The sequence below is a fragment of the Exiguobacterium sp. N5 genome, assembly GCF_025842465.1.
Classification (GTDB): Bacteria; Bacillota; Bacilli; order Exiguobacteriales; family Exiguobacteriaceae; genus Exiguobacterium; species Exiguobacterium profundum.
In genome coordinates, this window is record NZ_JAPAEP010000001.1 from 559,616 (window position 1) to 585,823 (window position 26,208).

Consider the following 26,208-nt stretch of genomic DNA (forward strand, 5'->3'; position numbering starts at 1 on the left):
AGACTTAGGGGGATTTGGGGAATGGAAAAGACATTTTTAATGGTTAAACCTGATGGGGTAAAACGTGGATTGATTGGGGAAATCATCTCACGCTTCGAAAACAAAGGATATACGTTGAACCGTCTCGAAATGGTGACACCGTCAGTTGAGGTCGCAGAGGCACACTACGCAGAGCATAAAGAAAAGCCGTTCTTTGGTGAATTGGTCGAGTTTTTGACTTCTGGTCCTGTCGTTGCGATGGAATGGGAAGGGGAAGACATCGTGGCCGTCTCTCGTTTAATGATCGGGAAGACGAAACCGGTGGATGCTCAACCAGGAACCATTCGCGGTGATTTTGCATCGACGATGTCACAAAACGTGATTCATGGTTCTGATAGTGTGGATAGCGCGGAACGTGAACTCTCACTTTGGTTCGCTGAAGTGGCTTCACACGTTTCATGACTTTTCGAGGGACGGGGAAACCTGTCCCTTTTTGATTCCCTTTGAATCGCCTGAGGTCACAAGAATGCGGAAATGAGAAAGAATTGAGGTTGAAATTGGTGATGAATGATTATGCCATCTTTGTAAAAAAGTTTTATATCAAGTCGGGTATTGACTTGAACTTATATAAAGAGGCGCAGATGAAGCGCCGTATGGTCGCACTACGCGAAAAGAAGGGGTATGCATCGTTTTTAGAGTATTTGAAGGCGATGGATACAGATCGTCAACTTTATGAAGAGTTTCTCGACCGGATGACAATCAATGTGAGTGAATTTTATCGCAACCCGATTCGTTGGCAACAGCTTGAAGAGGATATCCTCCCGCATCTGATTCGCTCGAGTCAAGGGAAGCTTCGCGTATGGAGTGCTGCCTGTTCAACCGGAGAAGAGCCATACTCACTTGCCATGTTGTTGTCGAAACATCTTGCCCCATCTCAATTTTCAATTATGGCTACGGACTTAGATGATGTCGTCATCGAAAAAGCGAAGCAAGGAAAGTACCATGAACGGGCGCTCATCGATTTGCCTGAGGAGTTTCAGAAACGCTACTTTACCCGTCGTGGCGACGACTATTATATTTCAGATGAAATCAAGCAGCTGGTGACGTTTAAAAAGCATAACTTGTTAGCGGATGTGTACGAACGCAATTTTGATTTGATCGTCTGTCGAAATGTCTTGATTTACTTCACTGAAGAGGCGAAAGAGAAGGTATATACGTCGTTCCAACGGGCGTTACGTCCAGGTGGGATGCTATTTGTCGGTGGGACGGAACAAATTTTCCAACCGAAACGTTACGGCTATGCAATGAAGCAAAGTTTCTTTTATGAAAAAATGGATGGATGAGGTGAACGGATGCGTTATTTGACAGCTGGTGAATCACATGGTCCCGGTCTGACGGTCATCATTGAAGGGCCCCCGGCCGGACTCTCTATAGATATTTCTCAAATCAATGCAGAGTTAAAAAAACGTCAATCGGGTTACGGTAGAGGGCGCCGCATGCAAATCGAGTCCGACCAGGTAGAAGTTCGCTCGGGCATACGGCATGGCGTGACCACAGGTGCACCCATCACATTTTGGATTGAGAATAAAGACCATACGCATTGGAAACACGTCATGCAGGCTGAACCGATTGAGAGCGATATCGAAGTGAAACGCCGCGTCTCTCGACCGAGACCTGGACATGCTGACCTGGTCGGTGGGATGAAATACGACCATCGAGACTTACGTGACGTATTGGAGCGCTCAAGCGCACGAGAAACAGCGGCTCGTGTAGCGGTCGGGGCTTTCTGTAAGCAACTCCTTCAACAAATCGGGGTATCCCTCTTTAGTTATGTCAAAGTGATTGGTGGGGAACGAGCGGAGTCGTGCACATTTGATTCGCTTCAAGAAGCACAAGCGGTCGTTGATGCCTCACCGGTACGTACGTTAGATGAAGAGGCCGCGTTGCGGATGATGCGTCGAATCGATGAGGCCAAGGCAAATGGAGACTCGATTGGTGGAATCGTGTGTACAGAAGTACATGGTGTTGTACCGGGACTTGGCTCGTATGTGCAGTACGACCGTAAACTGGATGCGAAAATCGCACAAGCGGTCATGAGTGTCAACGCATTTAAAGGTGTTGAATTCGGTGAAGGGTTTGAAATGGCGTATCGTCCGGGTTCTGAAGTGATGGACCCGATCGCATACGGGGATGATGGGTATACGCGACTCAGTAACCATCTCGGTGGATTTGAGGGGGGCATGACTACGGGGATGCCAATCCTTTGTTCAGCTGTCATGAAACCCATTCCTACGCTCTATAAACCCTTACAATCGGTCGATATCGATACGAAAGAGGCGTTTTTAGCTCAAATCGAGCGGAGTGACTCGTGCGCTGTGCCTGCCGCTTCCCTCGTCGTTGAGGCAGTCATCGCATTTGAAGTCGCGAAGGAAGTTTGTGAGACGTTCGGGCACGACACGATGGAACGAATCAAACATCGGGTCGATGAGTATCGGGAGGAGTTGCGAGTATGGTAACGATTTCAATCTCAGCATCGACCCCATACGAAGTCGTCTTGGACAATCAGGATCGTTGGATCGATTCAGTTGATTGGTCCAGTTATTCGATGCTATGGGTCGTTACGGATAAACATGTCGAGTCTCTTTACGGAGAGTCGTTCCGTTCTACGTTGAATCTGACCCATTCCCACGTCGTTTCGTCCGTCGTCGAAGCAGGTGATGCGTCGAAATCGCTATCTCAGCTCGAGCAGCTTGTCGCAGAAGGGTTGCGCCACGGATGTGACCGCCAAACACTGATTGTCGCCTTTGGCGGTGGAATGATCGGCGACTTGGCTGGTTTTCTAGCAAGTGTCTACATGCGAGGCGTTCCATACATACAAGTGCCAACGACGATTTTGGCTCACGATTCGGCTGTCGGAGGCAAAGTGGCAGTCAATCACCCCTTTGCGAAAAATGCAATCGGTTCATTCTATCAACCGTCAGGCGTCTATTACAACGTCAGTCGACTGAATACCTTGCCCGTCCAGGAAGTGCGAAGCGGTCTCGGTGAGTTATTGAAACATGCGTACTTATCACGTTACGTCCTCGAATCTTCTTTCGAGGACGACTTGTTTTTAGACTTGAACGAGAACGAACCGTTGGATTGGGTGTCGTGGCTTGCCCGTGGGATTCGAGTGAAACAAACCATTGTCGAGACGGACGAGCGAGAACAAGGCATTCGTGCTTGGCTTAACTTCGGGCATACGTTCGGTCATGCCCTTGAATCGGTGGAAGCCTATCGTATCCCACATGGGGAAGCGGTTTTACATGGAATGGTGTTCGCTTTTCTCGTGTCTGGAGATGAAGTTCGAGCGATGCAGTTGTTCGATTGGATGCGTTCAAATGACGTCACGCCGATCGATTGGCAACCATTCGACCGCTACGTGGAAAAAATGATTCGGGATAAAAAGAACCGTCACGGTGCAATTCGTTTTGTGTTACTTCGTGAAACGATCACCGTTGAGTCGGTACAGCTCGAACATCTTCAACAGACGTTTGAACAGATGAAAGGATGGTGGGAACGATGAGTTTAAACGGTTCTATCCGTGTACCGAGTGATAAATCCATCACACATCGGGCATTATTATTCGGGATGATGGCGAACGGGACGACGCACGTGCGGAATCCGCTCCTCGGTGCCGATTGTCGTTCGACAATCGAGGCGATTCGATCACTTGGAGCCGATGTGACAGAACAGCAAGACGAACTAGTCATTAAAGGCATCGAGTCTCCGCGCTCGGCACGGCTTGACTGTGGGAATTCAGGTACGACGATGCGTCTACTGATCGGACTCTTGTCCGGCTATAACGGGTCGTTTGAGCTCGTAGGCGATGAATCGTTATCTAGACGTCCGATGCGCCGCGTTACCGAGCCTTTACGAAACATGGGTGCACATGTGACCGGGGATATGGCGCCTCTCGTCATCGAAGGGACGGGGCTTCGATCGATTGACTATACGTTACCGGTCGCGAGCGCCCAAGTGAAGTCGGCCGTCCTACTCGCCGGCTTACGTGCCTCGGGTACGACGGTTGTTCGAGAACCGATGTTGTCACGAGACCATACCGAGCGCATGTTGCCCCTATTCGGTGCGAAGCTGTCGATTGTAAACGAAGAAGGGTTACGCGTCATCCGTGTCGAACCCTCGACATTGACCGGATGTACGGTCGACGTACCGGCAGACCCGTCATCGGCTGCATTTTTCTGGGCAGGGGCGGCCATGGTGGCAAATAGTTCGGTTACGACGACGGACGTCTGTTTGAATGAGACGCGGATTGGATTTTTACGTACGCTCGAACGGATGGGTGCGAATGTCGTCATTTCGAACGAACGATTGGTCGGTGAAGAACGAGTCGGAGACGTCACGGTCACGACGAGTGAGCTAACCGGCACAGTCGTCGAAAAGGATTTCATTCCTTCACAGATTGATGAATTACCACTGTTCGCACTCGTCGCATCTCAAGCGAATTCACCGTCCATCGTGAAAGACGCAGCGGAACTGCGCGTGAAAGAAACTGACCGGATTGACGTGGTCGTCTCGGAACTACGGAAGTTAGGTGTGGACATCGTCGGCACTGAGGACGGATTCATCGTCAATCCGAGTCGCCTTCATGGAGGAGATGTCTCGACTTACGGAGACCATCGCTTGTCCATGATGTTACAGATTGCGTCACTCATGACCGATGAAGCCGTTCACATCGAGGGGATCGAGGCATCCGATGTCAGTTATCCTCGATTCCGTGAAGATTTACAACGGGTTCAACGTAAGATAGAATAACGACAAACCGAAGCCCAGGAGGACGAACCATGCTAGATGAATCAGCTTTAACACATATAATCGAGATGCTTGAGTCAGGTGAGACGGAACATGCACTCATGCATCTAGAAGAACTTGAGAAGGAAGGGTCGGATGATGACCGTTTAGCCATCGCCGACCTCTATTTAGAGTTAGGTCTTGCCGACCGGGCGACAGCTGTTCTCTCAAAGCTATACGTCGACTATGAGGGAGACCCGAATGTCGCCTTATCGCTGGCGGAAGCGTATTTAGATAGTGACCGTGAAGAGGAAGCGATTGCCGTGCTTGAAAAAATCAAATCGGATGACGCAGATACGCAAGTGAGGAGCCTCGTCCTCCTCGCTGACCTGTATCAATCGCAAGGATTGGATGAAGTGGCAGTGAAGAAACTGATGGAGGCGCTCGAGAAGAATCCGGATGAACCTTTACTCATCTATGGATTGGCTGAATTGTATGCCTCGACCGGTTCATTTGAACAAGCCATTCCACTTTATGCGCGTCTTCCGAAGATGAAGTTGCCGGCTGAAATCGACTATCAAGCGGATTACGCGGAGGCCCTCACGATGGTCGGGTCGTTTGAAGAGGCGCTCGAGGAATACGAGCGGGCCACACATCGCGATTTGAACACCGTCTTCGGTCATGCGATGACGGCTCATCGGATCGGACGTGAGGAAGTTGCGATCAAGCAGTTCAAAGAGCTTCAGGCGATGGACCCAGACTTCACGTCGCTCTACTTGCCTTATACCGAGGCACTCGATGCAATCGGGCAAACGGAAGAGGCCATTGAGATCGTCGATCAAGGCATCACGCGCGACGATTATAATGATGAACTGCGGCACGTTAAAGCAAGGCTGCTTCTCAAACTCGGAAATCGGGACGGTGCCATTAAAGAACTACGTGAGGCGCTCGTGTTAAATCCAGAGTCGTTACAAGCGACCGAATTGCTCTTGTCGATTTTATTTGAAGCAGGAGAATTCGATGATGTTCTCGAAACCATCGATGCACTCGAAGATCATACGACGTCGCCGCTCATGACATGGTACAAGGCGAAGGCGAAATATGAGCTCGAAGCGTACGACGAAGCGGTCAGTCTGTATGCCTCAATTGAGCCGATGATGAAAGAGGACGTGTCATTTGTGACGGAATGGGCTACACTGTTGATAGAGGAAGGTCGTAGACAAGACGCGCGACGTGTGGTCGAGCAATCGCTTGCATTGGTGGTCGACCTCGATGATCGCCAAGCGCTCGAAGAACAGCTCGAACAATTGTCTGATGACGTAGAATGAATAAGGGAAGGGAATGAGGTCAGATGGTCGAGCGGAAACGTAATTTTTTGAAGCGATTCGTCGCTCATCATACGCTTCGGAAACGTGAAGCAAAGTGGATTCTTGACTATTGGTTAAGACATCCTGAAAAGCTTGGCAACGTTCATTTCGTGACAAACGCTTCGGTCTCACCAAGAAGTCTCGTGATGACAGCGTACGGGTTTGACGGTGAACCGTTTCGATACCGACGGGGAGACCTTGTGACCATGAATCCTGAGAAGGCTTATCATGACATCCGTCTACACGATGGGCCAATCTATGTAGAGTTAAATTTTCAAGGCATGATGATCGATGAGAACTGGGTCGACATCGTCGAACAGAATCCGTTTGAACCGGTGGCAGAAGTGAGAGATGAAGTCTCGTCTTCTGCTCAAACGGTCATTCAAGCATCGGTTGCTCAATTTGAAGAAGAACGATTGCTGATTGAAATCGATAAGGCGCTCGACCGACGAGACGAGAATTTATTCCGCAATCTGACGACTCAACTTCATCAAGTGCGAGCATCTAAATTATTTTGAAAAAAACAAGCGCTTCCGTTCCGGTAGGCGCTTGTTTTTTGGTATATTAATTACGTAGGAATACACAATTATTTCACAGTTCGTTCATAACTTTTAAAGGTGAGCGAAGTCATGTACGCTACAATAGACATGATGAGATATGAAGGAGAGGAGGGAAAAGATGAGGTTCGATAGTCAAGGGGCACTCCGCTCGATTGCCGAACGACAATACGTCGATACGCTCATCGTTCCGCTCGCAGAATTGGCGTTTGGTGAGGATATGGTTCGCAAAGCCGAAAGCTATGAAGTGATTCATGCCGTCACGGCCGAGACAGAACGTCAATTATCTGGTCGAACGATGCTCAGCCCGACCATCAGTTACACCGATGTGGAAGCTGGTGTGAAGTTGGCGCAGGATGTGGTGGCGAAAGCAAATTCATCCGGATTTTCTCACGTATTGTTTATCGCGTCAGACGTCCGTTTCAAAGCATTTGATTTGCCGATTTTGTTCGTACCGCCGCTCGCGCTTGGATCGATGTCAAGCGATCAAGCGCACACGATGGTCCAGAATTTTGCGACACAAGTCATCACGGAACTTTCGAGCCGTTGGATGGCGACATGAAGCGGTTGACGTAGAGGTTTTATTGATATACTATTTTGTTGAGTGAGAAATTTTTGTGAAGAATGCATAAAGAATTATGGGGTTATGCACACGAATGAGGGGGGAACGAAATGGCTCAAAATGGGTCAAAAGTCACGCGCCGTCAGTTCTTAACGTACACACTGACTGGAGTAGGTGGCTTTATGGCGGCAACATTGATCAGTCCGATGGTCAACTTTGCGATCGATCCGGTTTTGAAAAAAACTGGTGCAGGCGACAAAGTAAAAGTAATGAGTCTTGATGACATCACGACTGAGCCGCAACGTGTCGACTTTAAGAAACAAACACAAGATGCTTGGTATGAATTTGAAGAAACGCTTTCAGCATGGGTTTACAAAACAGATAGTGGCGAGATCATCGCACTTTCTCCGATTTGTACACACCTTGGCTGTCAGGTAGCATTCGCTGGTGATCCGACTCGTCCACAAGAATTCTTCTGTCCGTGTCACTTGGGACGTTACGAAAAAGATGGAACGAACATTCCAGGTACACCGCCGACAGCACCACTTGCACGTTATGAAAAAGAAGAAAAAGACGGCTTCCTATATTTAGGTAGTCCAGTCGCTCAGTAATGAGAGGGGGAACTAGCCGATGTTACAAAAAATTTATGACTGGGTCGATGAACGCGTAGACATCACACCGCTCTGGCGCGATATCGCAGACCATGAAGTACCGGAACACGTCAACCCTGCTCATCACTTCTCTGCATTTGTCTATTGTTTTGGCGGTTTGACGTTCTTTACAATCGTCATCCAGATCCTTTCAGGGATGTTCTTGACGATGTATTACGTACCAGATATCATCAACGCGCACGCGTCGGTGTATTATTTGCAAAATGAGATCGCACACGGACAAATCGTTCGTGGGATGCACCACTGGGGCGCATCTGTAGCGATCGTCATGTTATTCTTACATACGCTCCGCGTGTTCTTCACGGGATCGTATAAGAAGCCACGTGAGCTCAACTGGGTCGTTGGTGTTCTCTTGTTCTTCGTCGTCTTGGCGCTCGGACTCACGGGATACTTGCTTCCATGGGACATGAAGGCATTGTTCGCAACGAAAGTTACGCTTCAAATCGCTGAAAGTGTACCGGTTATCGGTGGTATTGCGAAGACACTTCTCGCTGGTGGTGAGATTGTCGGGGCGAGCACACTCGCACGATTCTTCGCAATTCACGTCTTCTTCTTACCGGCGGCATTGTTCGGACTGTTGGGAGCCCACTTCTTGATGATTCGTAAACAAGGGGTTTCTGGACCGCTATAAGCCGATTCGAGGAGAAAAAGGAGGAGAAACGATATGCATCGCGGTAAAGGGATGAAATTTGTAACCGACTCTCGAGTAGGAATCTCGAATCGGAAACAAAACATTGCAAAAGACTATTCAGAATACCCAGGACGCACAGAGGCGTTCTGGCCGAACTTCTTGCTTAAAGAGTGGATGGTAGGATCGGTCTTCTTGATCGGATTCATCGCTTTGACAATTGTCGAAGCACCACCGCTTCAAAATATCGCCGATCCAACGAACACGTCATACATTCCGTTGCCGGACTGGTATTTCTTGTTCTTGTATCAATTACTCAAATATCAATTCGCTGCTGGGGACTGGATCTTACTTGGTACAGTCATTATTCCAGGCTTGGCGTTCACGGCACTTCTCGTTGCACCATGGCTTGACCAAGGTCTCGAGCGTCGACCGGCGAAACGTCCAGTCGCGATCAGTTTCATGTTACTTGGAATTCTCTCGGTCTTCTACTTGACTTGGGAATCTGTTCAAACGACACACTGGGATCAAGTTCATGCACAAGGTGAGCTTCAAATTCCGGGTGAAGGTCCTGAAATCGATACAGCGGCTCCAGGATATGAGATTTATTCAGCTCAATCTTGCGTCAACTGTCACGGTCAAAACCTAGAAGGTGGAGCAGCGGCTCCAGCACTCGTCGGCACACAGTATACGGCTGAAGAAATCGCGGAAATCGCGGTCAACGGTGTCGGTACGATGCCAGCTGGTCAGTGGGATGGTTCAGATGAAGATCTCCAAGCCATGTCTGAGTTCATCGCTTCATACGGTGAAGGCGGCGAAAATAACAAGTAAGTCATCAAGTGTAGCCTGAATATCGGGCTACACTTTTTTACTTCTGCACGACGCATACGATAAACTGAAGAAAACTGAAGAAAAAGGATTGAGACAATGAACCCCATGTTTTTAAAACCGTTCTTGATGCATCGGATTGTATTGACTATTCTATTGATCATCAACTTGGGAGGGACGATTTACGGGTATATCTGGTACGAGCCTCAATTACGTGACACACCGTACATCTATTGGCTGTTCGTACCGGATAGTCCGACAGCATCATTCTTCTTTACGATTGTCCTCGGACTTTGGTTAGCTAACAAGCGCTCCCCGTTGTTCGAGACGCTGGCCTTCATCACGTTGATTAAATACGGGGTCTGGGCCGTGATTATGAACATCATGTATTTGGGCACGTTACCACCGGATGCGCCGACCTTGACCATCTTGATGGCCGTCATGTTGATGGTCTCTCACGGTGCAATGGCCTTACAAGCGCTCATCTACGCGCCATTCATGAAATGGACGGTCACCTCGTTTGTATGTACGCTAATTTGGGTAATTCATAATGACGTCGTCGATTATGTACTCGGTCAATGGCCACGTTATCCGTCACTGGCAGAACACATCATGTGGATCGGCTACGGCTCCTTTTGGTTGACAGGATTATGTTTTTTTATGGGATATGCCTTCGTCCTACGTCCATCGCTTGAAAATAAGGTCATAAGAATGTAAAATCAAATTATTAAATACATGCAGAGGTGAAATAGAAAATGTCATTAGGTGGCTATATTTTCTATCTTGCACTGATCATGCTCATCCCCCTATGGGCCCAGATGCGAGTGAAAAGTACGTATAAGCAGTTTTTGAAACAACCGCTCCAAAGCGGTGTCACAGGTGCACAAGTCGCTGATTTCATCATGAAACAAAACGGTGTGCACAACGTGAGAATCGAAATGGTCGACGGACTCATGAGCGACCACTATGACCCGGTCAATAAAGTCGTTCGTTTGTCTCGCGAAGTGTATCAAGGGTCGACAATCTCGTCTGCCGCGATTGCTGCGCACGAGATCGGTCACGTCATTCAAGATGCGACAGACTATAAGATGATGCGCGTCCGCCACAGCCTTGTTCCGGTCGTCAACATCACGTCGAACTTGTCGTTCCCATTGTTGCTCGGAGGATTCTTATTCGGGGCACTCGGGTTGGCTCAACTCGGTGTCATCATGATGCTCGGGGCGGTCGTGTTCCAGTTGATCACGTTACCGGTCGAGTTCGATGCATCGAAACGAGCGATGGCGCAATTGACGTCTCACGGAATCGTGACGGCGACAGAAGAGACAGGTGCACGGAAAGTGTTGAATGCCGCGGCTTGGACTTACGTCGCTGCAACGCTCGTTGCGGTTGCCGAACTTATTCGCTTGGCACTCATCGTCTTTATGCCGCGTGATGAATAGGATTGAATGGAATCCCGTCGGTAGGCGGGATTTTTTAATTTTTTGACGAAAGGAATTGTTGTCAATGAAACCGCAACTGACAGAGACAGGTCATCACCAATTGACAAATCGACTTGTGAGGCTAAAAAAAGAGCGAACGGATGCGCGTGAACGGATAAGGACGGCTCGAAAATTTTGTGATTTCCGTGAAGACGTCACCTATCGTGAAGCGGTACATGAATATGAACGGATCGAGGCGGATATTTTAGAACTGAATCACCTCCTTGATGACGCGATCATCGTTATATCGGAACGTTCGGAAGTCGTGACGTTCGGAAATCAGGTCGTGATTCGGGAAATGCAACAAGAAGAGACCGAGCGCTATCGAATCGTGAGTGAGGCAGAAGCGGATATAGAACGAGGAAGCATATCCGTGACATCGCCACTCGGTCGTCGTTTGATGGGTGCGACAATTGGTCAAACAATTCAAATCGAAACGCCAGGAGGTACGATTCAAGTCGAGGTGCTCCACATCGAACCATAAAAAATCGCCCGTTCATCCCTGTGAACGAGGCGATTTTTTTGCTTATTTCAAAGGCATCCGATTTTCATCGAACGTAAACCCTTCGCCTCCGACTTCATACACGTGATGGAACGTGACGAACGCATGCGGGTCGATTTGTTTGACGATTGTCTTCAAACGGTTCACTTCGTTACGGCCGACGACGACATATAAGACCTCGAGTTCTCGGTTCGAATAACCGCCTTTCGCGAGCAGTCGGGTCGTGCCGCGGTTCATCGTCGCATGAATACCGTCGGCGATAGCAGTGCGGTGGTCACTGATGATCATCGCCGCTTTACCGGCATACGTTCCTTCTTGCATCGAGTCGATGACGCGTGCCCCGATATAGACGGCGAGAAGCGTGTACATCGCCTCACGAATGTCGAGGTATGTCAAACTGAGGACGATGACAAAGAAGTCAAAGATGAGAAACGTCTTCCCAATCGACCATCCGAAATAGCGTTGTACGAGTCGTGCGATGATATCGACGCCGCCCGTCGTCCCGCCATTGTTGAAGATGATGCCAAGACCGACCCCGATGAAGAGCCCGGCGAACAGACTTGCGAGCACCATGTCATCTGTCAAGTCGATGACGAGCGTCGAATACTTGGCGATGAGTGCGTACCAAAGTGAAAAGGAAAACGTCCCGATGAGCGTATAGATGAAGGTCGTGCGACCTAACAACTTGTAACTCATGAAAAAGAGCGGGATGTTTAGTACCAAGTTCGTGACAGAAGGTGAGATATCAAATAGTCCGCGGAGAATCAATGTGATCCCGGTGAACCCACCCTCGGCCAAATTATTTTGGACGTTGAAGTGATAAACGCCGAATGCAAAAATAAAAGAACCTATTAAGATAAAAATAATATTTCGAACACGAATCGGTAATTGTACCGTCATCAGGTTCACCTCCCCTTAGATAGAGTACTCGAAAAACAGTTCGATTGACTACCCTGAACATATGACATTCAGAAACGAGTCGGCTATACTTTTCAAAGAAGAGGTGATGTAGATGAAAGTAGTAGCCATCGGGGCACATCCGGACGATATCGAAATCGGGATCGCCGGCATGACCGCCCAATGGACGAAAGAGAAGACTGAGGTCGTATACGTCGATTTGACGAGAGCGGAACTTTCTTCAAATGGTGATGTAGAAACGAGACGACAGGAGGCAAGTGCGGCTGATGACGTGCTTGGTGTCCGTCGAATCAATCTAGGATTTAAAGACCGTGGGATTGACGGGGGAGAAGAGCAGCTCGAGGCAATCGTCTCCTTGATTCGCCGTGAACGCCCAACCCACTTGCTCTATCCATACGAGGTCGACCGCCATCCGGACCACGCGGCCTGCGCCCATCTCGTGACAGAGGCGCTGTTTAATGCCGGGATCCGAAAGTACTTACCCGAACTCGAGGCATATCGTCCGGAAAGTGTGTACCAATATATGATCAATGCTCACGTCGAACCGGATGTGTGCGTGGATATTAGTGACACGATCGAAGTGAAGACACGGGCGCTTCAATGTTACGCGAGTCAGTTCACTCCGGTCGATGGAGTAAAGACACCGCTCACCGATGCATATGTGGAACGGGTCATCGCCCGTGAACGCCATTTTGGGAGCTTGATTGGAGTCGCCTATGCGGAAGGGTTGAAGCGCGTTCGACCATATGTCGTAAAACAGGCAGGTGAACTCGCATGACGTATCGGATTGGGATTCTTTGTTATCCATCTGTCGGAGGCTCTGGGATTTTAGCGACAGAGCTCGGGATGAAGCTTGCGGACCGTGGGCATGATGTCCATTTTATCACGAGCAGCATGCCGTTTCGTTTGAACGCCTATCACCCAAATATTACGTTCCATCAAGTCGAAATCAATCAATATTCGGTCTTTCGTTATCCGCCGTATGATATGACATTGTCAGCGAAGATTGCGAGTGTCATCCAATCGTTCGGTCTCGATGTCATCCATGCACACTATGCCGTACCGCATGCCGTTTGTGCTGCGCTTGGTCGTGAGATGGCGGGTGTGAAGACCCCGATCGTGTCGACGTTACATGGTACCGATATCACCGTACTCGGTGAGGACGAGGAACTGAAACCGGCCATTCTATACGGGCTGCGTCAATCGAACGCGATCACGGCGGTCTCTCATAGTTTGAAACGGGAGACAGAAGAGCGGATTGCCAGTGATTTGCCGATCCAAGTCATCCATAACTTCATCGATGAATCGGTGTATACGCCTCAATTCGACCCGACATTACGGGAACGGTACGGCTTGTCGGATGAGGACCGGGTCGCCATCCACATTTCAAACTTCCGTCCTGTCAAACGCGTCGACCTCGTCCTGGAGGCGTTCGATCAGATGGATGTGACGAATAAGAAACTATTGCTCGTCGGAGATGGTCCGCTCATGGGTGCGATGCGTCGACTCGTGACGGAGATGGGGCTTGAAGAGCAAGTCATCTTTGCCGGGAAACAAGAACAAGTCGCCGCACTTCTTGCAATCAGCGACGTTCACGTCCTGTTATCAGACAAGGAGGCGTTCGGTCTCGTGGCGCTCGAGGCGATGGCGACGGGTGTGCCCTCTATCGTGAGCGATGCGGGTGGGCTGCCGGAAGTGATCACGGACGGTGAGGATGGTTTCGTCGTTCCTAAAGGGGATGCGAGCCAGGCCGCCTCTGCGATGGAGCGGCTCTTGACCGATCGTGAGCTACGAGAACGTTTCCGACAAAACGGATTGATGAAATCTCGGCGTTTCGCCTCACAAGACATCGTGACCGAATATGAACGCTTGTATGAACAGGTGGTGACATCATGACGGAATGGGAATACGCAAAACAAATCATCGACACGATCGAACAGCATGGTGGCGAGGCGTATATCGTCGGTGGTGCTGTTCGGGATTATGTGCTCGGGAGTCTGCCCGATGATATCGATTTGGCGACGTCCCTCTTCCCGGAAGAGGTGATGGCGCTGTTCCCGAAGTCGGTTCCGACCGGTATCGAACATGGGACTGTCACGGTCATTATTGACCACCATCCGTTCGAAGTGACGACGTTCCGTTCGGAAGGATCGTATTCGGATTCGAGACGACCGGACCATGTCGCACTCGGGGTATCGCTTGAAGAGGATTTATTACGAAGGGACTTCACGATGAACGCGATGGCGTTCCATGATGGACGAGTGGTCGATTTATTCGGTGGTCAACATGATCTAGAAGAACGAATCATCCGAACAGTCGGCAGTCCGTTTGAACGGTTCGGAGAGGACGCGCTACGCATCATGCGTGCGCTTCGCTTCATGTCACAACTTGATTTCACCTTACATGACGAGTTGCGGGAAGCGGCGAGCGAGCTCGGTCATAAGCTCGAACAAATTGCGATGGAGCGTATCGCGATCGAATTTGAGAAACTGTTGACGGGACCTGCATACAAGAAAGCGCTAGGTGAAATGGTCGAGCTCGGCATTCATCGCTATTTACCGAACGTGACGACCGAACTGATGCAGCGTGTCCAAGAGGACGCTCGGACACCTGTGAACGCGGTCAGCGGATGGGCACTCTTTCTCTATCATGCACAGGATGACAGCTGGCTATCGCCATGGAAACGGTCGAACGCGATCAAACGGGAGGCTCGTACGCTTGCACTGCTCTGTGAGAAGGGACTTGACCGGATGACGATTTATGTGACGGATGAACAGACGCTCTCCACTTACTTCCGGATGAACGGGGAGAAAGACCGTAGCCGTGAACTGAAACAGTCGCTCCCGATGACGTCACGAAAAGAGTTGAAATTTGACGGTCGGGACGCCTTAGCGCTTGGTGCACGAGGGGAAGCGATCAAGCATCTGTTAGCCGACCTCGAACGACGCGTCATCTTAAACGAGTTACCGAACCATGAGACAGTATTGAAAGAGGAGGCGAAACGATGGCTTCAACGCGCGGGCGTGTTCTGACGCTATTACAAGATGGTGAAGTATGGAGTGGCCAAGAGTTGGCCCGTCAATTAAATATTTCACGTACCGCTATTTGGAAACATATCGAAACGCTTAAGCAAGACGGTTATGCGATTCATACGATCCCAAGAAAAGGATACCAATTGCTTGAGCAAAGTGACCGATTCGATGAACCAGCGTTTGCGTCATATCGGAAGGGACGGTTCGGTCAAATCGTCCATGCGTTTGACCAAATCGACACGACACAACGAATCGCCCATGAGCTGGCGCAACAACACGTGCCAGAGGGGACGCTCGTCATGAGCGAGGAACAGACGGCCGGTCGCGGACAACTCGGTCGTAACTGGCACAATCCGAAGCACGTCAATATCGCGGCAAGTGTAATTTTAAGACCGGAATTACCCATTCGCGACGCATCAAAGATGACCTTGATGGCGGCAAGTGCGTTTGCGAAAGCGTTGAATGCGCGGGACCTTGACGTGACAATCAAATGGCCTAACGATTTACTGTTAAATGGCAAGAAAGTCGGAGGCATTTTGACGGAAATGCAAACGGAAGGGGACCGCATTCAAGCCGTCATTTTAGGGTTCGGAATGAACGTCAACGGCGATGACATTCCGACTGAGTTGGCGCACCGGGCGACCTCCCTTTATTTAGAGACCGGGACGAGATATCATCGCAGTGAGTTATTGGCGGAACTATTGGCAGAACTCGAGACCGAATACGACCGATTCCTTGACGTAGGATTTGCACCGGTTCGCTTGAACTGGATGAAACATGCCGCCTATTTAAATGAGTCGATCACCTTGAGTGGGTCCCGGACGTCGCGAATAGGTGTAATGCGCGGCATCTCGGACGAGGGGGCGTTGCTACTCGAAGTGGATGGAAAGGTCGAACCGGTCTATTCTGCTGAGATTGCAGTGTGGAATGATTGATGAAAGCGAGACCATCGACTATACTTAATGTGTCGGACGCTATCAATTCTTGAAGTGTACCGCGCTTGCAGACTGTCACATTCAGTTGTCTGCCTTGATCATTATGACAGGGACAGAAGGACACTAACTCATGAAAACCATGAATTTGTTTTTCGTGCGCCTTCTTGCCATCTGTGTAAGAAGGCGTTTATTCTTTCCTGTCTCCACGTTTAGGAGGAGAAACAGATGCACACGATGACTACATTGTTAAAAAAAATGAACGAGCAAGAAAAGCTCGTCATGTTGACGGCATATGATTATCCGTCAGCCAAACTTGCCGAATCGGCCGGTGTCGATTTGATATTAGTAGGTGATTCACTTGGGATGGTCGTACTTGGTTATGATTCGACGATTCCGGTGACGATGGAGGACATGCTCCATCATTCGAAAGCCGTACGCCGAGGAGCACAACATACGTTCGTTGTGGTAGATATGCCGTTTGCGTCATATCACGGAGACTTCGATCGGACGTTACAGGCAGCATCGCGTTTATTCCAAGAAGGCCGTGCGGATGCCATCAAACTAGAAGGAGCCGGTGACGTGCTTCATACGATTGACCGCTTGACACAAGTCGGCATGCCATGTGTCGCCCATCTAGGGTTGACCCCTCAATCGGTTGGCGTCCTAGAAGGATATAAAGTACAAGGGAAGTCCCTAGAGGCTGCCGAGACACTCCTTCAAGATAGCTTGGCTGCGGAACGTGCTGGCGCGAAGATGCTCGTCCTTGAGTGTGTCCCTCACCAATTGGCAAAACGGATCGCAGAAGAATTGACGATTCCTGTCATCGGAATCGGTGCAGGTGCAGATGTCGACGGCCAAGTGCTCGTCTATCATGACGTATTGAAATATGGGGTGGACCGTCTCCCTAAATTTGTCCAAGCGTATGCAGACGTGAATGAAGTGGCGACGGATGCTATCCGTTCTTATGTCGAAGAGACGAAGAACGGTCACTTCCCGTTAGAACGTCATACGTTCACAATGGATGAGTCGTTACTCGACTCATTGTATGGAGGAAAAGGATGAAGATTGTATCGACCGTCGAAGAATTACGTATTGCCTTACCAACGAATCAAACGATTGGCTTCGTGCCGACGATGGGATATTTGCATGAAGGACATATGAGCCTCGTTGAAAACGCGCGACGGGAAAATGACGTCGTTGTCATGAGTATTTTTGTCAATCCGACACAGTTCGGACCGAATGAAGACCTCGACCGTTACCCCCGCGACTTTGAACGGGATGAGAAGTTGGCACGTGATGCGGGAGTCGATGTCTTGTTCTATCCGACGACGGAGACGATGTATCCACTTGACATGGCGCGTGTGACCGTCCGTCACGGGGCGGACGTATTATGTGGGGCGAGTCGTCCCGGTCATTTTGATGGTGTGTTGACAATCGTTTCAAAATTATTTAACCTTGTTCAACCGACACGCGCTTATTTCGGTCTGAAGGATGCTCAACAAGTGGCACTCATCGAAGGATACGTCCGAGATTATTTCGTTCCAGTCGAGATTCGACGCTGCCCGATTATTCGTGAGGAGACAGGACTAGCCAAATCTTCTCGAAACGTCTATTTGTCAGATGTCGAAACGGTAGAGGCGAGTCGGATTTTCAGCGCATTGACGATGGCGCGAGAGGCACTCGATACAGGTCAACAAGTTGATGAAGTAAAACGACAGCTGACTGAACGTTTGAACGAGATTCCGAACAGTCAAATCGATTACGTCGAGCTTGTCGATTACCCGACGCTCGGTACCGTCTCGAGCGACTCGACCGAACTCTTGTTAGCGGTGGCCATTCAGTTTGAACGGGCCCGATTGATTGATAATGTGATTTGGAAGAAGGGATGAATCCAATGATTCGTACATTTATGCACGCAAAGCTTCATAAAGCAACAGTGACAGAAGCAAACTTACACTACGTCGGTTCAATTACAATCGATGAGGATTTGATGGATGCGGTCGGTATCATGGAGAATGAACATGTACACATTACGAACAACCATAATGGTGCTCGCATCGAAACGTATGTCATCAAAGGGGAACGCGGTTCAGGCGTGATTTGTTTGAACGGAGCGGCAGCACGTCATTTCCAGGTCGGTGATGTTGTCATCATCATGGCTTACGGTCAAATGACAGCGGAAGAGGCAAAAACGCATCGTCCGAAAGTAGCTGTGTTGAACGAACAAAATGAGGTCGATCAACTTCTTTACGAAGAGATTGCTCATACAATTTTGTAAAGGATTCGGGGGTGTCGGCAGAGGCATCCCCGTTTTTTCGTTATTCGTTCTATGGTAAGATGAGACAGACAGAAAGCACGAGCGTGCCAAAGATGGGATGGATGTTATGGACACGTATGTGATTGTGGATTTAGAGACTACGGGTCATTCCGTTAAGTCCGGAGATGAATTGATTGAGTTTGCGGCGGTCGTCGTACAAGAGGGTGAAGTGATAGAGCGCTACAGCACCTTGATTCGACCGAGTCGACCAATCCCACCTTTTATTACGCAATTGACAACGATTAGTGACGAAGATGTAAGTGATGCACCTACATTTGAAGATGTGATTCCCGACATTTGGAAAATGCTAGATGGACGGGTGTTTGTCGCGCATAACGTCGCATTTGATTTAACTTTTTTAAATGAGAGTCTTGAACAAGCGGGTTATCTTGCGTTTCAAGGGAGAGCCATTGATACTGTCGAATTGGCCCGCATCTTGTATCCGACTTTAGAGAGCCATGCGTTAGAAGCGCTATCGGATACGTTTGACCTCGTACATACAGACGCACATCGGGCACTCAGTGACGCAGAGGCGACAGCCGAGCTCTTCATCCGGATGCTCGACCGTTTACGCGATTTACCGATGGTGACGCTGAAACGACTTCGAGAGTTATCTGAGTCATGGACGAGTCATATCGAACCGTTACTCGATGAGATGATCCTTGAGGTCGGGATCCGTCCAGACGACGAAACACGTTTTGATATCCACCGCAAAATTGCGTTAAGGCGACCGGTGGATGCCTTCGTCCCGACGACAGAACGTGAACCATTCGAGCCGTTCCTTTTGCGGACGATCGAAGAGACACTCCCTTCACTGTTTGAGCAGTTTGAACCGAGACAGAGTCAATTCGAAATGATGCGTCACGTCTATAAAGCGTTAGACGATGAGGAAACATTATTAGTCGAGGCGGGTACGGGAACGGGTAAGACGCTTGCGTACTTGATTCCGAGTGCCCACCATGCCCTCGAGACGAAACGCCCGGTCGTCATTAGTACGCATACCATTCAATTGCAAGAACAGTTGTTAAATCGAGACTTACCTGTTCTTCGTCAGATTTTTCCTGAGATCGAATTCACGTTGTTGAAAGGGAGACGCAATTATATCGATTTGCGTAAGTTCGAGATGGTGCTCGACGAATCAAATGACGGTCTTTTGGCATCGATGTGTAAAGCGATGGTACTCGTCTGGCTCACAGAAACCGAGACCGGAGATTTAGAGGAACTCTCATTCCCGGGATCTGCGACACAAGGTCCTGCTTCGTTCAAGCGTTTGATTCAAGCAGATGCTTCTAATGATTTTGGTCGATTCGACCCATGGTATAGCCGTGACTTTTTCACGAAAGCCGTGTTGCGCTCGAAAGAAGCGGACCTGATTGTGACCAATCATGCTTTACTGTTCTCGGATTTACAGCATCAGGCAGGCATTTTACCGACGGACACACCTCTCGTATTAGACGAGGCTCATCAAGTCGAGGAAGTGGCCTCTCATCATTTCGGTGTGACATTTGATGCGATTCAATTTGACCGCCTCTTCAAATGGTTCGGCTACGGAGCAGATGGCAAATTCCATTCTCGCATCATTCAGCTAGCCGATTTGACATCCGTAACCGAAGAAGCGGAGGCATTCAGTCAACAAATTGATTCGGCTCTTGCAAGGGTCGAGGAAGAACTCGAAGACCTTCTGACGTCCCTTCAATCGTTAGGTAAGAAAAAAGAACCTCGACAAACGGTTCGTTTCGAGCGGGAAGGTGCAACGTTTAGACCAATTCGAGAAGTGGCCAATCGACTCGAGGACAAACTGCGGACGTTGCGGACGTCACTCCGACACCTCCATCGACTGCTCGATGAGCGTAAAGAACATATGACATTCAAACAACGCGCACTTCTTGGTGACTTAAAAACGTTGATTGGAGACGTGCGTGAACTCGAGAGTGTCATCTATGAGACGATGTTGACGCGCGACGATGATGCGGTCAGCTGGGTCGAACTGAATTTAGGGAATCGGAAATTGACCTCGGTATACACGCAGCCCGTCGAAATCGGACCGTTGTTACACGAACGTCTGTTTAAGAAGCGACCAACGATTTTAACATCGGCGACGATGACGGTCTCAGGGAAGTTCAGCTTTATGGAACGACGCCTCGGATTAGAAGGAGAACCGGTCCGAAGAGTCGTATTACCGTCACCATTCAACTTCAAAGACCAGGCCAAACTGTTTGTACCGTCGGACTTCCCATTGATCAATGAAGTGCCGCTTCCTCAGTTCGTCGACCAGACGGCCCAGTCGATTGTCCAAATTGCGAACGTGACGAAAGGGAGGATGCTCGTCTTGTTCACATCGAACGAATTGCTTCGCCTCACTTACGAACAAGTCAAAGACCATCTTGACCCGTCTTATACACTTCTCGCACAGGGTGTGAGCGGCGGCTCTCGTAGCCGCTTGACGAAACAGTTCAAACGGATGGAACAGTCGATTCTCTTTGGGACAGCAAGCTTTTGGGAAGGTGTCGATATTCCAGGGGAGGCGTTGACATGCCTTGTCATCGTAAGGCTTCCGTTTGCACCGCCCGATCAGCCGATCATGCAAGCACGTTCTGAGAAAATTGAAGCGACGGGTAAGTCACCATTCTTTGAGTTATCCCTGCCCCAAGCGGTTATTCGCTTCAAACAAGGTGTCGGTCGATTGATTCGATCGAAAGGGGATTATGGTGCCGTCTTCGTATTCGACCGTCGTGTGGAGACGACACGTTACGGCAAACAGTTCATCAACAGCTTGCCTAAAGTTGACCGGATTGAAGGTACGCTTGAAACGTCGTTATCCGAGTTAGAGTTGTTCTTAGACGAGAAGGAAAAGTCTGTGGCACGAAATGACAGATAACGCTAGGCATCACGATATTATCGTTTTATAATGATACGTATAGTGTTTTTAGAGGAGGAGTCAATATGAACTCGAATATTGAGACACTGGCGAGCGTGCGCATCGAACCGACTGCGGACGTCTACAAAATTGTCGACTTATTGAATCGGACCTTAAAGAGTCAGGATTTAATGTTCGGTTTGTCACTTGAGAAGAAAGTGAATGATCCGAAGAAGGAAGAGATGGTCTTCACCATCTATCGTACAGAATGACCAGAAAGGCAAAATGGATCGTCTCATTACTGGCGGCACTGATTGGTGTCGTCCTTGTCTTTAGCGTGATGTATCGATTCACCATCGGTCATACAGAGAATCAAAAAGAAAAGCTCGTCGAAACGGCGATGGCACGATTGACTGAAGAATTTCCAGACGCGAGAGTGGGTCAGGGAGAACTGTTCAATGGGACAGAGGCATATGTCGTCTTCCCAGAAGTAGACGGGAAGTCCATTTGGTTTGTCCCATTGGATAAAAAGCTAGAGATCGAGCAACGAGAAATCGGTGAAGTGGACGCTACTGACGTCTGTTCGAAGTCGGTTGAGGAGACAGGCGGACAACTGGTCAGCTGTAAGGTTGGTTTTGACGAACGGGCACTCATCGAAGTGGTCACGAAAGCGGATGCGTCTTATACGTATTCGTACTATACGCTTCAGACCGGAGAATTTATTCGACGGGTCCAATTGACCGATCAAATGTAATGAATTAGAGGGGGATTATGATGGAACATCTATTAGCGAAACGTGTAAAACAACTCACACCATCGACTACCTTAGCGATTACAGCTAAGGCGAAGGCACTGAAAGCTTCAGGCAAAGATGTCATTGGTCTCGGCGCGGGTGAACCTGATTTCAACACACCAGAACGAATCATCGACGCTGCTTGTCAAGCCGCTCGAGATGGAGACACAAAATACACGCCATCTGGCGGGACAGTCGCGTTGAAAGATGCCATCATTGAAAAGACGAAACGCGATAGTGGATTGTCGTTCGAACGCAACGAGGTAATGGTGGCTTCAGGTGCGAAACATGCCCTATACGCTCTGTTCCAAGCTATTTTAGATGAAGGGGACGAAGTGATTGTCCCAGCCCCATACTGGGTCAGTTACCCGGAACAAATCAAATTGGCGGACGGAGAACCCGTCTTGGTCGACACGAATGAAGAGACGTCATTTAAATTGACGCCAACGCAACTCGAGAATGCGATTACAGCTCGTACAAAGGCCGTCATTTTGAACAGCCCATCTAATCCGACGGGAATGATTTATACGAAAGAGGAGCTACAGGCACTCGCCGATGTCATTCTTCGCCATAATCTTCTCGTCGTTAGCGATGAAATTTATGAAAAATTGATTTACGGTGATGCGTCGTTCGTATCGATTGCGACCCTTCCGAATATGCGTGAGCGGACAATCATCATCAATGGGGTATCGAAATCTCACGCGATGACAGGTTGGCGAATCGGGTATGCCGTTGGTGATGCAAAAATCATCGGCGCGATGACGAACTTGGCCTCACACTCGACATCAAACCCGACATCTGTCGCACAAGCGGCTGCGGTAGAAGCGTACAATGGACCACAAGAAGATGTGGAAATGATGCGTCAATCGTTCGAGGAACGACTTGAAATCGTCTACGACCGTCTCGTCAAAATCCCTGGCATCACTTGTTTGAAGCCACAAGGTGCATTTTACTTATATGCCAATGCGAAGGTCGCGGCCACAGAAAGTGGCTATGACACCGTCGATGCTTGGTGTGAAGCTGTTCTTGAAGAAGCAAACGTGGCACTTGTGCCTGGTTCGGGCTTCGGACAAGACGATTACGTACGATTATCCTATGCAACTGAATTAAAACGCGTATTAGAAGCGCTCGATCGAGTAGAAGAATTCGTTACGAAGCACGCTCGATAAGCGAAAGGATGGAAAAGAATATGACAACTATTTCGATTAACCAATTTAAAGATTATGAAGGCCAATCGGTCCGTGTAGGGGCCTGGATTGCCAATAAACGTTCAAGTGGTAAGATTGCTTTCCTTCAATTACGTGATGGAAGCGGTTTTGCTCAAGCAGTCGTTGTAAAAGCTGACGTGGCGGAAGAGTTATTTACGTTAGCCAAAGGGATTACTCAAGAAACTTCGGTTTGGGTCACAGGGAATGTCAAATCTGATGGCGGACGTACACCACTCGGATTTGAATTGGAAGTGACAGATTTAGAAGTGATTGCGGAATCGATTGATTATCCAATCACACCGAAAGAACACGGAACGGAATTCTTGATGGACAACCGTCACTTATGGCTCCGTTCACGTCGCCAACACGCGATTATGAAAGTTCGTAACGAAATCATTCGTGCGACATATGAATTCTTCAACAAAGAAGGATTTGTCAAAATCGATCCGCCAATCCTTACGAGCAGTGCTCCGGAAGGGACGACAGAATTGTTCGAAACAGATTATTTCGGTCAATCAGCCTACCTTTCTCAGACGGGTCAATTGTATATGGAAGCAGCGGCGATGGCCCTCGGAAAAGTATTCTCGTTCGGTCCAACGTTCCGTGCGGAGAAATCAAAAACACGTCGCCACTTGATTGAGTTCTGGATGATTGAGCCGGAGATGGCATTCGTCGATCATGACATGAACCTTGAGATTCAAGAGCAATACGTCTCATACATTGCACAGGCAGCACTTGCGAACTGTAAAAATGAACTGGAACTGCTTGGACGTGACCTTGAGAAATTGGCACAAGTACAAGCGCCGTTCCCTCGTGTTCGTTACGAAGATGCCATCAAGTTCTTGAAGGCAGAAGGATTCGACGACATCGAATACGGTGATGATTTCGGTGCACCGCACGAGACGGCGATTGCCAACGCACATGATCAGCCGGTATTCATCACGCATTGGCCAAAAGAAATCAAACCGTTCTACATGAAAGTAGACCCTGAGAATCCAGAACTTGTTCTGTGTGCGGACTTGATTGCACCAGAAGGATATGGTGAAATCATCGGGGGATCTCAACGTGAGGACGACTACGATCGTTTAAAAGAAGAGATCATCAAGGAAGGTCTCGACGAAACGGATGCGTATGATTGGTACCTTGAACTTCGTCAATACGGTTCGGTCCCACACTCTGGTTTCGGACTTGGTCTCGAGCGTACGGTCGCATGGATCAGTGGAATCGAGCACATCCGTGAAGCGATTCCGTTCCCACGTCTTTTAAACCGAATTCACCCTTAACGATTAATCGGGGAAGACACCATGTCCTCCCCGATTAATGTGTCTTAGAAAGGAAGTGCGACATGGATGCACATCAATTGATTCAATTATTCGAGCAAAGTCCGGTCGTCATTCCACGAAAGCTGTTCACCGATGCGAGACGCCTCGATTTGTCACCCGTCGAGTTCAGTCTGATCGTCCATCTTCTAGAAATGACTGGAGAAGGCATCGTCATGCCGCTCCCGAGTGAGCTAGGGAAACGATTGAATGTTTCAGAGAATGAGGCGCGCTCAGTGCTACTTGGTCTGTTGCAAAAAGAGTTGATCGCGATTGACGCTTCAAGTGATGGCGAGCGATATAGCCTATTGCCACTTTTCGAAGCGTTACAAGGGGAAGAGAAAGTTGCGCCACAGCAGACACTGAATGAGAATATCATTCATACGTTTGAGAGGGAATTTGGAACGATCACCCCGTTCGAGATTGAACAAATTGTCGGCTGGATGACGGAAGATGGCTTCAGCGAAGAACTCATCATGGCCGCACTTCGTGAAGCGAAACTTCGAAACGTGCGAAACTTCAAATACATGGACAAAATCCTGCGCGTTTGGCAAGACCATCATGTCGAATCGCTCGAGGATGTCGTGGAATATCAACGGAGGAATAAGTGATGTTGACGCGAGCACAATTACAGGAAGTGTCAGATACGATGAAGCAGATGTTCCCAGACGCTCATTGCGAGTTGACGCATCAAAATCCCTTTGAATTGGTCGTCGCGGTCGCGCTCTCCGCACAAGCGACGGATGCGCTCGTCAACAAGGTGACACCAGGATTGTTTGAAGCGTTTCCGTCTGTCGAGGCGATGGCTGCGGCTGACGTGTCTGAGATTGAGGCATTGATTAAACGGATTGGTCTGTACCGTAACAAAGCGAAGAATGTAAAAGCACTCTCAGAAAAAATTGTGAACGAGCATGGGGGGATTGTCCCTTCTGACCGAGCATCGTTAGAGGCGCTCCCCGGAGTCGGTCGTAAAACAGCAAACGTCGTCCTTTCTGTTGCATTCCATGAACCGGCGTTTGCGGTTGACACACATGTGGAACGAGTATCCAAGCGTCTCGGTATTTGTCGCTGGAAAGACAATGTTCGACAAGTCGAGGATACATTAATGAAAAAGTTTCCACGCGAGGAATGGTCACAACTTCATCATCAATTCATCTTCTTCGGACGATATCATTGCAAGGCACAACGCCCAGGCTGTGAGGCATGCCCACTGTTGCATATGTGCCGTGAAGGAAAGAAACGAATGAAGTCACAGAAAGTCACCACATAAAAAACGCATCGACACGCAATGTGTCGATGCGTCAGACTGTAGACAAAGTATAGGTCTAATGTCTTTTATATGCCCAACCCGGACACGGCTCGCTTTCCTAGGGGCAAGCAGGGAGCCGCATCGCGACTGCGTCACTGCTGGGTCTCCCTTTGCTTGCTATTCCCTCAGGAGTCTCGCCTGCCCGTTCTTGGTCACCTTT

General features: G+C 49.1%; 29 protein-coding genes. 28 read left to right on the forward strand and 1 reads right to left on the reverse strand.

Annotated elements, in window-relative coordinates; all coding sequences use genetic code 11:
- Positions 1-21 precede the first annotated feature (21 nt).
- From ndk to OKS35_RS02945, 14 genes are all read left to right on the forward strand, one after another.
- A complete protein-coding gene (gene ndk / locus OKS35_RS02880; RefSeq protein ID WP_015881469.1) occupies positions 22-441 on the forward strand; it encodes a nucleoside-diphosphate kinase in 420 nt (139 codons plus the stop codon).
- A 101-nt stretch (positions 442-542) separates the two neighbouring features.
- Positions 543-1,322: a CheR family methyltransferase gene (locus OKS35_RS02885; protein ID WP_159562127.1), complete on the forward strand. Its 780-nt coding sequence runs from the start codon at positions 543-545 to the stop codon at positions 1,320-1,322.
- Positions 1,323-1,331: 9 nt separating this feature from the next.
- On the forward strand, positions 1,332-2,495 hold the full coding sequence (gene aroC / locus OKS35_RS02890; RefSeq protein ID WP_264092422.1) for a chorismate synthase: 1,164 nt from the start codon (positions 1,332-1,334) through the stop codon (positions 2,493-2,495).
- Complete coding sequence (locus OKS35_RS02895; protein ID WP_264092423.1) at positions 2,489-3,544, forward strand: 3-dehydroquinate synthase family protein; 1,056 nt, start codon at positions 2,489-2,491, stop codon at positions 3,542-3,544. The genes aroC and OKS35_RS02895 overlap by 7 nt, the downstream gene beginning before the upstream one ends.
- Positions 3,541-4,791 (forward strand): 3-phosphoshikimate 1-carboxyvinyltransferase, encoded by a 1,251-nt coding sequence (aroA, locus tag OKS35_RS02900; RefSeq protein ID WP_264092424.1) that lies wholly within the window; start codon positions 3,541-3,543, stop codon positions 4,789-4,791. The genes OKS35_RS02895 and aroA overlap by 4 nt, the downstream gene beginning before the upstream one ends.
- 29 nt (positions 4,792-4,820) lie before the next feature.
- Complete coding sequence (locus OKS35_RS02905; protein WP_264092425.1) at positions 4,821-6,095, forward strand: tetratricopeptide repeat protein; 1,275 nt, start codon at positions 4,821-4,823, stop codon at positions 6,093-6,095.
- A gap of 23 nt (positions 6,096-6,118) precedes the next feature.
- Positions 6,119-6,652, forward strand: a complete 534-nt coding sequence (locus OKS35_RS02910) for a ReoY family proteolytic degradation factor (protein ID WP_015881475.1) — start codon at positions 6,119-6,121, stop codon at positions 6,650-6,652.
- A gap of 160 nt (positions 6,653-6,812) precedes the next feature.
- Complete coding sequence (locus OKS35_RS02915; RefSeq protein WP_214691031.1) at positions 6,813-7,253, forward strand: DUF2487 family protein; 441 nt, start codon at positions 6,813-6,815, stop codon at positions 7,251-7,253.
- A 110-nt stretch (positions 7,254-7,363) separates the two neighbouring features.
- Entirely contained in the window at positions 7,364-7,864 is a 501-nt protein-coding gene (locus OKS35_RS02920) for a ubiquinol-cytochrome c reductase iron-sulfur subunit (RefSeq protein ID WP_159562133.1), read from the forward strand.
- Between the two features lie 19 nt (positions 7,865-7,883).
- Positions 7,884-8,555: a menaquinol-cytochrome c reductase cytochrome b subunit gene (qcrB, locus tag OKS35_RS02925; protein ID WP_015881478.1), complete on the forward strand. Its 672-nt coding sequence runs from the start codon at positions 7,884-7,886 to the stop codon at positions 8,553-8,555.
- Positions 8,556-8,588: 33 nt separating this feature from the next.
- Positions 8,589-9,383 (forward strand): menaquinol-cytochrome c reductase cytochrome b/c subunit, encoded by a 795-nt coding sequence (locus OKS35_RS02930; RefSeq protein ID WP_015881479.1) that lies wholly within the window; start codon positions 8,589-8,591, stop codon positions 9,381-9,383.
- A gap of 96 nt (positions 9,384-9,479) precedes the next feature.
- Positions 9,480-10,097, forward strand: a complete 618-nt coding sequence (locus tag OKS35_RS02935) for a DUF1405 domain-containing protein (RefSeq protein ID WP_159562134.1) — start codon at positions 9,480-9,482, stop codon at positions 10,095-10,097.
- A 38-nt stretch (positions 10,098-10,135) separates the two neighbouring features.
- Positions 10,136-10,819, forward strand: coding sequence for a zinc metallopeptidase (locus OKS35_RS02940; RefSeq protein ID WP_074037177.1), 684 nt, complete (start codon positions 10,136-10,138; stop codon positions 10,817-10,819).
- Positions 10,820-10,883: 64 nt separating this feature from the next.
- Positions 10,884-11,342, forward strand: a complete 459-nt coding sequence (locus OKS35_RS02945) for a GreA/GreB family elongation factor (RefSeq protein ID WP_264092426.1) — start codon at positions 10,884-10,886, stop codon at positions 11,340-11,342.
- A 42-nt stretch (positions 11,343-11,384) separates the two neighbouring features.
- Here the strand turns inward: OKS35_RS02945 and OKS35_RS02950 are convergent, their stop codons facing one another.
- Positions 11,385-12,260: a YitT family protein gene (locus OKS35_RS02950; RefSeq protein WP_264092427.1), complete on the reverse strand. Its 876-nt coding sequence runs from the start codon at positions 12,258-12,260 to the stop codon at positions 11,385-11,387.
- A 112-nt stretch (positions 12,261-12,372) separates the two neighbouring features.
- On the opposite strand from OKS35_RS02950, the gene bshB1 reads away from it, so the two are divergent.
- The 14 genes from bshB1 to nth all read left to right on the forward strand — a co-directional run bounded on the left by bshB1 (position 12,373) and on the right by nth (position 26,009).
- Complete coding sequence (bshB1, locus tag OKS35_RS02955) at positions 12,373-13,056, forward strand: bacillithiol biosynthesis deacetylase BshB1 (protein ID WP_015881484.1); 684 nt, start codon at positions 12,373-12,375, stop codon at positions 13,054-13,056.
- On the forward strand, positions 13,053-14,174 hold the full coding sequence (gene bshA / locus OKS35_RS02960) for an N-acetyl-alpha-D-glucosaminyl L-malate synthase BshA (RefSeq protein ID WP_264092428.1): 1,122 nt from the start codon (positions 13,053-13,055) through the stop codon (positions 14,172-14,174). The genes bshB1 and bshA overlap by 4 nt, the downstream gene beginning before the upstream one ends.
- Entirely contained in the window at positions 14,171-15,310 is a 1,140-nt protein-coding gene (locus tag OKS35_RS02965; RefSeq protein WP_264092429.1) for a CCA tRNA nucleotidyltransferase, read from the forward strand. Before bshA ends, OKS35_RS02965 begins: the two co-directional genes overlap by 4 nt.
- The gene (locus tag OKS35_RS02970) at positions 15,283-16,245 is read left to right on the forward strand and encodes a biotin--[acetyl-CoA-carboxylase] ligase (RefSeq protein ID WP_264092430.1); all 963 of its coding nucleotides are present in this window, start codon (positions 15,283-15,285) and stop codon (positions 16,243-16,245) included. Before OKS35_RS02965 ends, OKS35_RS02970 begins: the two co-directional genes overlap by 28 nt.
- Positions 16,246-16,470: 225 nt before the next feature.
- Positions 16,471-17,307, forward strand: a complete 837-nt coding sequence (panB, locus tag OKS35_RS02975; RefSeq protein WP_264092431.1) for a 3-methyl-2-oxobutanoate hydroxymethyltransferase — start codon at positions 16,471-16,473, stop codon at positions 17,305-17,307.
- Positions 17,304-18,134, forward strand: coding sequence for a pantoate--beta-alanine ligase (gene panC / locus OKS35_RS02980; RefSeq protein ID WP_214783049.1), 831 nt, complete (start codon positions 17,304-17,306; stop codon positions 18,132-18,134). The genes panB and panC overlap by 4 nt, the downstream gene beginning before the upstream one ends.
- Before the next feature lie 5 nt (positions 18,135-18,139).
- Positions 18,140-18,523: an aspartate 1-decarboxylase gene (panD, locus tag OKS35_RS02985; protein ID WP_015881490.1), complete on the forward strand. Its 384-nt coding sequence runs from the start codon at positions 18,140-18,142 to the stop codon at positions 18,521-18,523.
- Between the two features lie 106 nt (positions 18,524-18,629).
- Positions 18,630-21,440: an ATP-dependent DNA helicase DinG gene (gene dinG, locus OKS35_RS02990; RefSeq protein ID WP_264092432.1), complete on the forward strand. Its 2,811-nt coding sequence runs from the start codon at positions 18,630-18,632 to the stop codon at positions 21,438-21,440.
- A 65-nt stretch (positions 21,441-21,505) separates the two neighbouring features.
- A complete protein-coding gene (locus OKS35_RS02995) occupies positions 21,506-21,691 on the forward strand; it encodes a YpmA family protein (protein ID WP_015881492.1) in 186 nt (61 codons plus the stop codon).
- Positions 21,688-22,173: a hypothetical protein gene (locus tag OKS35_RS03000; RefSeq protein WP_264092433.1), complete on the forward strand. Its 486-nt coding sequence runs from the start codon at positions 21,688-21,690 to the stop codon at positions 22,171-22,173. The genes OKS35_RS02995 and OKS35_RS03000 overlap by 4 nt, the downstream gene beginning before the upstream one ends.
- 20 nt (positions 22,174-22,193) lie before the next feature.
- Entirely contained in the window at positions 22,194-23,381 is a 1,188-nt protein-coding gene (locus OKS35_RS03005; RefSeq protein WP_264092434.1) for a pyridoxal phosphate-dependent aminotransferase, read from the forward strand.
- A gap of 20 nt (positions 23,382-23,401) precedes the next feature.
- Positions 23,402-24,703 (forward strand): asparagine--tRNA ligase, encoded by a 1,302-nt coding sequence (gene asnS / locus OKS35_RS03010; protein WP_159562147.1) that lies wholly within the window; start codon positions 23,402-23,404, stop codon positions 24,701-24,703.
- A 62-nt stretch (positions 24,704-24,765) separates the two neighbouring features.
- Complete coding sequence (locus OKS35_RS03015; RefSeq protein WP_015881496.1) at positions 24,766-25,350, forward strand: DnaD domain-containing protein; 585 nt, start codon at positions 24,766-24,768, stop codon at positions 25,348-25,350.
- Complete coding sequence (gene nth / locus OKS35_RS03020) at positions 25,350-26,009, forward strand: endonuclease III (RefSeq protein ID WP_214783055.1); 660 nt, start codon at positions 25,350-25,352, stop codon at positions 26,007-26,009. Before OKS35_RS03015 ends, nth begins: the two co-directional genes overlap by 1 nt.
- The last annotated feature ends 199 nt before the right edge of the window (positions 26,010-26,208 follow it).